This is a genomic window from Nonomuraea sp. NPDC050783 (assembly GCF_040802095.1).
In the GTDB taxonomy this organism is placed as follows: Bacteria; Actinomycetota; Actinomycetes; order Streptosporangiales; family Streptosporangiaceae; genus Nonomuraea.
Genome location: NZ_JBFAHK010000053.1, coordinates 1 through 10,944 on the forward strand (window position 1 = coordinate 1; position 10,944 = coordinate 10,944).

The window sequence follows — 10,944 nt, forward strand, 5'->3', positions numbered from 1 at the left end:
GGTGGTGCGGAGCCGGGCGTTGGAGCGGATGGCGGGTTCGGGTGCGATGGCGGCGCTGGATGTGCCGGCTTCGCGGGCGGAGGGGTTGCTGGCGGAGCGCTGGCGGGGGCGGTTGTGGGTGGCGGTGGAGTCGGGTCCGGCGGGGTGTGTGGTGGCGGGGGAGGTGGCGGCGGTGGAGGAGCTGGTGGCTTTGTCGGCTGCGGCCAACGAGCCGGCCGCCGACGAGCCGGCCGCCGACGAGCTCGCCCCGCACGGACCCGCCGCCGGCGGCGAATCGGCCGCCGTGACCGGATCGGCCGCTGCGGGCGTGGGCCCGGGCGGACCGGCTGTGGTGGCCCCGACGCCCGAGGAGCTGGTGGTGTTTCGGGGGGTGCGGGTGCGGCGGATCGCCGTGGACTACGCCTCGCACACTCCGCACATGCGGGTGTTGAAGGGTGAGCTGGCGGCGGTGCTGGCGCAGGTGCGGCCGGGGCGGGCCGAGGTGGGGTTCTGCTCGTCGGTGACCGGCACCGTTTTGGACGGGCCGGAGTTGACGGGCGGGTACTGGGTGGACAACCTGTGCCGGACGGTGGCGTTCGACGCGGCGGTGCGGGTGGCGGCCCGGCAGGTCAGCAGGCCGGTGTTCGTGGAGGTCAGCCCGCATCCGGTGCTGGTCAACGACGTGGCGGAGATCTGCCGTGACGCCGAGGTGGCGGCGGGGGTGTGCGGGTCGTTACGGCGGGGTGAGGGCGGTGCGGCCCGGTTGCTGGCCTCGCTGGCCCACGCCTGGACGCAGGGCGCCCCGGTGGACTGGCCGGCGGTGCTCGGGGACGGTCCGCGTCCGGATCGGCAGCCGCCGACCTACGCCTTCCAACGCACCCGCCACTGGCTGGACGCCGACGCGGCCTCGTCCCGGCACCCCCTGCTGGACCAGGCCGTGCCGCTGGCCGCCGACGACGGCTTCCTGCTGACCGGACGCCTGTCCCTCACCGCGACCCCCTGGCTGGCCGACCACGCCGTGGACGGCGTGGTGCTGCTGCCCGGCACGGCCTTCGCCGAGCTGGCGCTGGAGGCCGCCTCCCGCGCCGGTTGCGACCTGGTCGAGGACCTGACGCTGGAAGCGCCGCTGACCCTGCCGGACACCGGATCGACCCAGCTCCAGGTGACGGTGGGCGGCCCGGACGAGGACGGCCGCCGCGCGCTGCACGTCCACGCCCGGCGCACGGACGACGACCCCTGGACCCGCCACGCGCACGGCCTGCTCGCCGCCGCCACGCCGGACGGGACCCCCGAGGAACGCCTCTCCTGGCCGCCCCGGGAGGGCACCGAGCTGGACCCCGACGACCTGTACGAGCGGCTGGCCGCCCGCGGCTACGGCTACGGCCCCGCCTTCCGCGGCCTGCGCGCCGCCTGGCGCGTCCCCGGCGGCCCCGCGTACGCCGAGGTCGCCCTGCCGGAGGCGGCCCGCGGCGACGCCGCCCGCTTCGCCCTGCACCCCGCGCTGCTGGACGCCGCGTTGCACCTGGTCGTGGCCGGGGCGGACGACGCCGGGGACACCCTGCTGCTGCCGTTCTCGTGGAGCGGGGTGCGGGTGGCCGCGCTCGGCGCGGACACGCTGCGCGTCCGCCTCGACGAGCGCGGCGAGGACCGGGTCTCGCTGGCCCTGTTCGACGGGACGGGCGAGTGGATCGCCGGTGTCGAGACGCTGGCCCTGCGCCGGACGGCGCGGAACGCCTCCCGGCCCGCCACCGCCACGCCCGCCTACGCGATCGAGTGGACCGAGGCGGCCCGGACCCCGGTGGACGGGCAGCGCTGGGCCGTGGTCGGGTTCGACGCGCTCGCCGACGAGATCGAGGCGGAGCTGTCCGCCGCCGGCGTCCCGGCCCCCCGCTACTACGACCTGGCCTCCCTGGCCGACATGAGCGCCGGCGAGGTCCCCGGCCTGGTCCTGGCCCCCCTCCAGGGCGATCCCGAGGACCTGCCCTACGCGGCCCACGACGGCCTCGGCCAGGCGCTCGACCTGGTGCAGGGCTGGCTCGGGGACGAGCGGTTCGCCGGCTCCCGGCTGGTCCTCGTCACCCGTCCGGGAGACCTGGCGGGGTCGGCGGTGCGCGGGCTGGCCCGGTCGGCGCAGTCGGAGCAGCCGGGCCGGTTCGTGCTGGCCGAGCTGCCCGCGGGCTTCCCGGGCTGGGACCGGCTGGCCGCCGCCGTCGCCGCCGGTGAGACCCAGCTCGCCGCTACGGACGGCACGTTGCTCGCTCCACGGCTGGCCCGCCGCGAGCCCGTCCCGGCCGTCTCTCCCGACCTGCCGGGGACGGTGCTGGTCACGGGCGGCACCGGCGGCCTGGGCGCGCTGGTCGCCCGGCACCTCGTGGAACAGCACGGCGCCCGCGACCTACTCCTGCTGTCCCGCCGCGGCCTCGAAGCCCCCGGCGCACTGGACCTGGTCGCCGAGCTGGAGGAACTGGGCGCGCACGTCACCGTCACCGCCTGCGACGTCTCCGACCGCACCGCCCTGCGCGCCATCATCGAATCGGCGCCCCGCCTGACCGGCGTCGTGCACGCCGCCGGCATCCTGGACGACGCCCTCGTTCAGGACCTCACCCCCGACCGGGTGACCGCCGTCCTCGCCCCCAAGGCCGACGCCGCCTGGCACCTGCACGAGCTGACCCGCGACCACCCCCTGTCGATGTTCGTGCTGTTCTCCTCGGTGGCGGGCGTGCTGGGCAACGCGGGCCAGGGCAACTACGCGGCGGCCAACGCCTTCCTGGACGCTCTGGCCGAGCACCGCCACGACCTCGGCCTGCCCGCCGTGTCCGTGGCCTGGGGCCTGTGGGAGGCGGCGTCCGGCATGACCGGCACGCTCGACCAGACCGATCTGGCCCGGCTCGCGCGGGCCGGCATCGCCCCGCTGAGCGTCCAGCAGGGCCTGGCCCTGTTCGACACCGCGCTCACCACCACCGACCCGCTCCTGGTCGCCGCCCGCTGGGACAACGCCGGCCTGCGCGCCAGGGCCGAGCACGGCGACCTGCCCCCCGTACTGAAGAGCCTGGTCCGCGCCCCGCGCAGGACCGCCACGCCGGGCCAGGCGAGCGCGGCCCCCGCCGCCGGTCCGGGGCTGGCCGAGCGGCTGGCGGCGATGGCGGAGCCGGACGGCCGAGCCCACCTCGTCCAGCTCGTACGCGGCCACGTGGCCGCCGTGCTCGCGCACTCCGGCCCCGACAGCGTGGAGGTGGACCGCGCCTTCAACGAGCTGGGCTTCGACTCCCTGACCGCCGTCGAGCTGCGCAACCGGCTCGGCGCCGACACCGGGCTGCGCCTGCCCGCCACGCTCGTCTTCGACCACCCGACCGTCACCTCGCTCGCCGAGTACCTGTTCCACTCGCTGGCCCCCGACGGGCCCTCGCCGGAGGACGCCCTGCGCGCCGCCGTGGACCAGGCGGAGGCGGCGCTGCTGGCCGCCAACGGCCAGACGGACGCCGTCCGCCGCCGGCTCGCCGCCATCCTCCAGAGCGCGCTGGCCAGGATCGGCACCACCACGGCCGCCGCCTCGGCCACCGACCGGCCCGGCGCGAACGGCGCCGCGGAGGAGATCGTGTCCGCTTCGGACGAGGAGATCTTCGCCTTGATCGACAACCGATCGATGACATCCCCTTTGAGGACCTTGGAAGGGCCCGGCCATGGCCAATGAGGACAGGCTTCGCGAATACCTGAAGCGGGTCGCCGTCGAGCTGACCGAGACCCGCCAGCGCCTGGCGGACGAGGAGAGCCGCAGGCACGAGCCGGTGGCGATCGTCGGCATGGCGTGCCGCTTCCCGGGCGGCGTGGGCTCTCCGCAGGAGTTGTGGGAGCTGGTCGCCTCAGGGGTGGACGCGATCGGCGAGTTCCCCGAGGACCGCGGCTGGGACGTGGAGGAGTTGTACGACCCCGATCCGGAGGCGATCGGCAAGTCGTACACGCGGTACGGGGGTTTCCTGTACGACGCGGGAGATTTCGACGCGGCGTTCTTCGGGATGAGCCCGCGCAGCGCCCTGGCCACCGACCCGCAGCACCGGTTGTTCCTGGAGTCGTCCTGGGACGCCCTGGAGCACGCCGGCATCGACCCGGCGGCCCTGCGCGGCAGCGACACCGGCGTCTACGCCGGGAACATGCACAACGACTACTCCTCGCGCTACATGCACGGCGCCGTCCCCCCGGCGCTGGAGGGCAGCCTGCTCACCTCCAGCACGCCCAGCGTCCTGTCCGGCCGGGTCTCCTACACGCTCGGCCTGGAGGGGCCCTCGCTGACGGTGGACACGGCGTGCTCGTCCTCGCTGGTGGCGCTGCACCTGGCGGTGCAGGCGCTGCGGCGCGGCGAGTGCGCGCTCGCCCTGGCCGGCGGCGTCACCGTGCTCGCCTCCCCGGACGCCTTCGTCGAGTTCTGCCGCCAGCGCGGCCTCGCGCCCGACGGGCGCTGCAAGTCGTTCTCGGCCACCGCCGACGGGGCCGCGTGGGCGGAGGGCGCGGGGGTGCTGGTGCTGGAGCGGTTGTCGGAGGCGCGGCGTAACGGGCGGCGGATTCTGGCGGTGGTGCGGGGTACGGCGGTCAATCAGGACGGGGCCAGTAACGGTATGACCGCTCCCAGTGGTCCGGCGCAGGAGCGGGTGATCCAGCAGGCGCTGGCCGACGCGTTGCTGGACACCCGGGACGTGGATGTGGTGGAGGCGCACGGCACCGGTACTACGCTGGGTGATCCCATCGAGGCCCAGGCGCTGCTGGCCACCTACGGCCGGATGCGGCCCGCCGACAAGCCGCTGTGGCTGGGCTCGGTCAAGTCCAACATCGGTCACACGCAGGCGGCGGCCGGGGTGGCGGGTGTGATCAAGATGGTGATGGCGCTGCGCAACGGCGTCCTGCCCAGGACGTTGCACGTCACCGAGCCCACCCCGCACGTGGACTGGTCGGCGGGAAACGTCCGCCTCCTCACCGAGCAGGCGGAATGGCCGCGCGGCGACCAGCCGCGCCGCGCCGGGGTGTCGAGCTTCGGCATCAGCGGCACCAACGCCCACGCCGTCGTCGAGGAGTACGCGCCCGCCCCCGAGCCGCCGCCCGCCCCCGCCTTCACCGGCCCGCTCGCCTGGCCGGTCAGCGCCCGCAGCCCCCAGGCCCTGACCGCCCAGGCCGGGCGGCTGCACGCCTTCGTCACCTCCGGGGGCGAGCCCGGGCCGGCCGACGTCGCGTACTCGCTGGCCGGCCGCGCCGCCCTGCCGCACCGCGCCGTCGTGCTCGGCCGCGACCGCGAGGAGCTGACCGGCCGCCTCGCCCGCTACGCGCGCGGCGAGAGCGTCCCCGGCGTCGTCGAGGGCGTCGCCGGCGAGCAGCCCCGCCTGGCGTTCCTGTTCACCGGGCAGGGCGGGCAGCGTCCCGGCATGGGACGCGAGCTGGCCGCCGCCTCCCCGGTGTTCGCCGCCGCGCTCGACGAGGTGCTGGCCGCGCTCGCCCCGCACCTGGACCGCCCGCTGCGCGAGATCATGTGGGCCGGGCCGGGCACCTCCGAGGCGGACCTGCTCGACGACACCGCCTACACCCAGCCCGCGCTGTTCGCCTTCGAGGTGGCCGCCCACCGGCTGCTGGCGTCGCTGGGCGTCAGGCCCGCCGTGGTCGCCGGGCACTCGGTCGGCGAGTACGCCGCCGCCCACGTGGCCGGCGTCTGGTCGCTCGCCGACGCGGCCCGCCTGATCGCCGCCCGCGGCCGGCTCATGCGGGAGCTGTGCGAGCCGGGCGCCATGGTCGCCGTCGCCGCGACCCCCGACGAGGTCGCGCTCACTCTGGCCGGGCTGGAGGGCCAGGTCGGGATCGCCGCCGTCAACGGCCCCGCGAGCGTCGTGATCTCCGGCGCCGAGCGACCCTGCCTGGCCCTGGCCGAGCACTGGCGGGCGCGGGGCCGGCGCACCCGCAGGCTGCCGGTCAGCCACGCCTTCCACTCGCCGCTCATGGAGCCGATGCTCGCCGCGTTCGCCGCCGAGCTGGCCGGCGTGACGTTCGGCGAGCGCCGCCTCCCGCACGTCACCGGCCTGCCCGGCGGCGACTGGTCCGCCCAGGACTACTGGATCGACCAGATCAGGCGGCCCGTCCTGTTCCACGAGGCCGTCGGCGCGCTGGAGGAGGGCGGCGCCGGCGTCTACCTGGAGGTCGGGCCGCGGGCCGTGCTCGCCGGCATGGCCCACGACTGCGTCACCCGCGAGGACACCCCGATCCTCGCCCTGCACCACCGCGACCGCGACGAGCCGGACGCCCTGGCCGCCTGCCTCGCCGGCGCCTGGGCCGCCGGGGCCGGCGTGGACTGGGCCGCGCTGTCCCGCCACGGCCGCCGCCTCGACCTGCCCGGCTACGCCTACGAGCGCGAGCGCTTCTGGCTCGGCGGCCCGTCCCGGGGCGCCGACCTGTCCGCCGCCGGGCTGCACGACGCCGGGCACCCGCTGCTCGGCGCCGCCGTGGAGCTGGCCGACAACGGGCCCGTGGCGCTCACCGGCCGCCTGTCGGTCGCCGCCGCCCCCTGGCTGGCCGACCACGTGGTGGCCGGGTCGGCCGTCCTGCCGGGCGCGGCGCTGGCCGACCTCGTCCTGGCCGCCGGCGCGCGTACCGGCCATGGGCTGGTCGAGGAGCTGATGTTCGAGGCGCCGCTGGTGCTGCCCGCCCGCGGCGACGTCACCGTCCAGATCGTGGCCGACCCGCCGGACGACGCCGGCACGCGCGCCGTCCGCGTCCACTCCCGCCCCGCCGCCGACCCCGAGGCGGGCTGGACCCGCCACCTGTCCGGCGCGCTCGCCGAGGACCGGGAGGGCGACGGGCACTGCGCCTGGGCCGCCGCCTGGCCGCCCGCCGACGCCGCCCCCGTCGAGCTGGCCGGCGGGTACGAGCGCCTGGCCGAGCAGGGCTACGAGTACGGCCACGCCTTCCAGGGCCTGCGCGCCGCCTGGCGGCGCGGCGAGGAGCTGTACGCCGAGGTGGCGCTGCCCGACGACGTGGACCCCGACGGGTACGGCATCCACCCGGCCCTGCTGGACGCCATGTTCCACCCGCTGCTGCTCGCCGGGGACGCCGGGGACGGCCTGCGCCTGCCGTTCGAGCTGCGCGGGGTCCGGCTGCTCGCCGCCGGGGCCAGGGAGCTGCGGGTGCGGCTGGCCGGGACCGGCGACGACGGATGGGCCATCGAGGCCGCCGACGCCTCGGGGCGGCGCGCGTTCTCGCTGGCCTCGGTCCGCACCCGGCCGATGCCGGCCGGCGCACTCGGCGGCCCGGCCGCGCCCGCCTCCTACGGCGTGGACTGGGTCGAGGCCGCCGCCGAGCCCGGCGACGCCGACGCGGTCGTCATCCCGTGCGCGAGCGGGCGCGACGGCGTGCCCGCCGCCCTGCGCCGGCTCACCGCGCAGGTGCTGGACGCCGTCCAGGACGAGCGCCTGGCCGAGTCCCGGCTGCTGTTCGTCACCCGGCCGGGCGACCTGGCCGGCGCCGCCGTGCGGGGGCTGGTGCGCGCGGCGCAGGCGGAGCAGCCGGGCCGGTTCGTGCTGGCCGAGGCCGAGGACGGGTACACCGACTGGGCGCGGGTGACCGCCGCCGGCGAGCCGGAGGTCCGCGTCCGCGGCGGCGGGCTCCTGGTGCCCCGCCTGGCCCGCCGCGCGCCCGCCCCGGCCGCCTCACCGGACCTGCCGGGGACCGTGCTGGTCACGGGCGGCACCGGCGGCCTGGGCGCGCTGGTCGCGCGGCGGCTGGTCGAGCGGCACGGCGTGCGCGACCTGCTGCTGGTGTCCCGCCGCGGCCCCGACGCCCCCGGCGCGGCCGGGCTGGTCGCCGGGTTGGAGGAGCTGGGCGCGCGCGTCACCGTCGCCGCCTGCGACGTCGCCGACCGCGCCGCCCTGGAGTCCGTGCTCGCCACCGTGCCGATCCTGACCGGCGTCGTGCACACGGCCGGCGTCCTGGACGACGCCCTGGCCGGCGACCTGACCCCGGAGCGGGTGGCCGCCGTGCTCGCGCCGAAGGCCGACGCCGCCTGGCACCTGCACGAGCTGACCCGCGACCGGCCGCTGTCGATGTTCGTGTTGTTCTCGTCCCTGGCCGGCGTGCTGGGCAACCCCGGACAGGGCAACTACGCCGCCGCCAACGCCTTCCTCGACGCCCTGGCCGAGCACCGCCGCGACCTCGGCCTGCCCGCCGTCTCCGTCGCCTGGGGGCTGTGGGACACCGCGTCCGGCATGAGCGGCGAGCTGAGCCGGGCCGACGTGGCCAGGCTCGCGCGGGCCGGCATCGCCCCGCTGAGCGTCCAGCAGGGACTGGCCCTGTTCGACGCCGCGCTGACCGCCGGCGACCCGCTCGTGGTGGCCGTGCGCTGGGACAACGCCGGACTGCGGGCCAGGGCCGAGCACGGCGACCTGCCCCACCTGCTGAAGAGCCTGGTCCGCGCCCCCCGGCGGGCCGCGGCGGGCGGCGAGCAGGGCGAGAGCCTGACCTCGCTGATGGCCCGCCTGGCCGAGCTGACCAGGGAGGAAGGGCTGCGCCTGCTCACCGACCGGGTCCGCCGCCACGTCGCCGTCGTCCTCGCGCACGGCAACGCCGACCGGATCAGCGCCGACCGCGCGTTCACCCAGCTCGGCTTCGACTCCCTGACCGCCGTCGAGCTGCGCAACCGGCTCAACGCCGACACCGGGCTGCGGCTGCCCGCCACGCTCGTCTTCGACCACCCCACGGTCGGCTCGCTCGCCGAGTACCTGTTCAGCACCCTGGCCCCCGCCACCACCACGCCCTCGCCCGAGGAGACGCTGCGCGGCGCGCTCGAACGCGTCGGCTCCATGCTCAGCAGCGCCAAGGAGGACGGCGAGGCCATCCGCAGCAAGCTCGTCGCCGTGCTGCAGAGCGGCCTGGCCAGGTTCGGCGCGCCCCAGAACACCCCCGAGACCGTCATGGAGAAGATCGACTCCGCCTCCGACGAGGAGATCTTCGCCCTCATCGACAACGAACTGTGAGCGGAAGGCACCACCCATGCGGACCGAGGACAAGCTGCGCGACTACCTCAGACGGGCCACCGTCGAGCTGGCGGACACCCGGCGGCGGCTGGCCGACGAGGAGAGCCGCAGGCACGAGCCGGTGGCGATCGTCGGCATGGCGTGCCGCTTCCCGGGCGGCGTGGGCTCGCCGGAGGACCTGTGGGAGCTGGTCGCCTCGGGCGCGGACGCGATCGGCGAGTTCCCCGACGATCGCGGCTGGGACGTGGAGGAGCTGTACGACCCCGATCCTGAGGCGGCCGGCAAGTCGTACACGCGGTACGGGGGTTTCCTGTACGACGCGGGAGATTTCGACGCGGCGTTCTTCGGGATGAGCCCGCGCAGCGCCCTGGCCACCGACCCGCAGCACCGCCTGTTCCTGCAGACCTGCTGGGAGGCGCTGGAGCGGGCCGAGATCGAGCCCGGCACGCTGCGCGGCAGCCGCACCGGCGTCTACGCGGGCAACATGTACGACTACTACTCCACCCGCTTCCTGGCCGGGGCGCCCGCGTCGGTCGAGGGTTCCCTGTTCACCTCCAGCGCCCCCAGCGTCGTCTCCGGCCGGGTCTCCTACACGCTGGGCCTGGAGGGGCCGTCGCTGACGGTGGACACGGCGTGCTCGTCCTCGCTGGTGGCGCTGCACCTGGCGGTGCAGGCGCTGCGGCGCGGCGAGTGCGCGCTGGCGCTGGCCGGCGGCGTGACGGTCATGTCGTCGCCGGTGCCGTTCGTGGAGTTCTCCCGGCAGCGGGCGCTCGCGCCCGACGGGCGCTGCAAGTCGTTCTCGGCGTCGGCGGACGGGGCCGCGTGGGCGGAGGGCGCGGGGGTGCTGGTGCTGGAGCGGTTGTCGGAGGCGCGGCGTAATGGGCGGCGGATTCTGGCGGTGGTGCGGGGTACGGCGGTCAATCAGGACGGGGCCAGTAACGGTATGACCGCTCCCAGTGGTCCGGCGCAGGAGCGGGTGATCCAGCAGGCGCTGGCCGACGCGTTGCTGGACACCCGGGACGTGGATGTGGTGGAGGCGCACGGCACCGGTACCACGCTGGGTGATCCCATCGAGGCCCAGGCGCTGCTGGCCACCTACGGCCGGATGCGGCCCGCCGACAAGCCGCTGTGGCTGGGCTCGGTCAAGTCCAACATCGGTCACACTCAGGCGGCGGCCGGGGTGGCGGGTGTGATCAAGATGGTGATGGCGCTGCGCAACGGCGTCCTGCCCAGAACCCTGCACGTCACCGAGCCGACTTCGCATGTGGATTGGTCGGCGGGTGGGGTGCGGTTGCTGGTGGAGCCGGTGGAGTTGGCGGGGCCGGCGCGGGCGGGGGTGTCGAGTTTCGGGGTCAGTGGGACGAATGCGCATGTGATCGTGGAGAGTGCGCCTGAGCCGGTGGGGGTGGGTCCGGGGGAGGTGCCGCTGGCCGGTGCCGGGGTGCTGGTGTGGGTGGTGTCGGGCAAGAGCGTGGGGGCGTTGCGGGCGCAGGCGGCACGGTTGCGCGAGTACGCCGCGTCGTTGCCCGAGGAGGACCTGGCGGGAGCCGGCCGGACGCTCGCCCGGCGGGCGCGCTTCATGCACCGGGCCGTGGTGGTCGCCACCGGCCGGGACGACTTGCTGGCCGGGCTGGACGCGCTGGCGGAGGAACGGGCGCACGCTTCGGTGATCACCGGTGTCACGCCCGGTGACGGTGGCGTCGTGCTGGTGTTCCCGGGTCAGGGGTCGCAGTGGGCCGGGATGGCGGTGGAGCTGCTGGATTCGTGTGCGGTGTTCCGGGAGGCCTTGGAGCGGTGTGATGCGGTGGTGCGGTCGTTGACGGGGTGGTCGGTGGCCGGGGTGTTGCGGGGGGAGGCGGGGGCGCCGGAGCTGGTGGGGTCGGCGGTGGTGCAGCCGGTGTTGTGGGCGGTGATGGTGTCGCTGGCGCGGGTGTGGGCGGCGGCGGGGGTGGCGGCGCAGGTGGTG

3 protein-coding genes are annotated in these 10,944 nt (G+C 76.2%); all 3 read left to right on the forward strand.

The annotated features are described in order from the left end of the window. Window positions 1-46: 46 nt before the first annotated feature. Window positions 47-3,670 (forward strand): SDR family NAD(P)-dependent oxidoreductase, encoded by a 3,624-nt coding sequence (locus AB0H75_RS49920; protein ID WP_367809103.1) that lies wholly within the window; start codon window positions 47-49, stop codon window positions 3,668-3,670. Beyond that, window positions 3,660-8,978 (forward strand): SDR family NAD(P)-dependent oxidoreductase, encoded by a 5,319-nt coding sequence (locus tag AB0H75_RS49925; RefSeq protein WP_367809105.1) that lies wholly within the window; start codon window positions 3,660-3,662, stop codon window positions 8,976-8,978. Before AB0H75_RS49920 ends, AB0H75_RS49925 begins: the two co-directional genes overlap by 11 nt. A gap of 16 nt (window positions 8,979-8,994) precedes the next feature. Further along, window positions 8,995-10,944 (forward strand): type I polyketide synthase (locus AB0H75_RS49930; protein ID WP_367809107.1); only part of this gene is annotated, 1,950 nt, incomplete at its 3' end.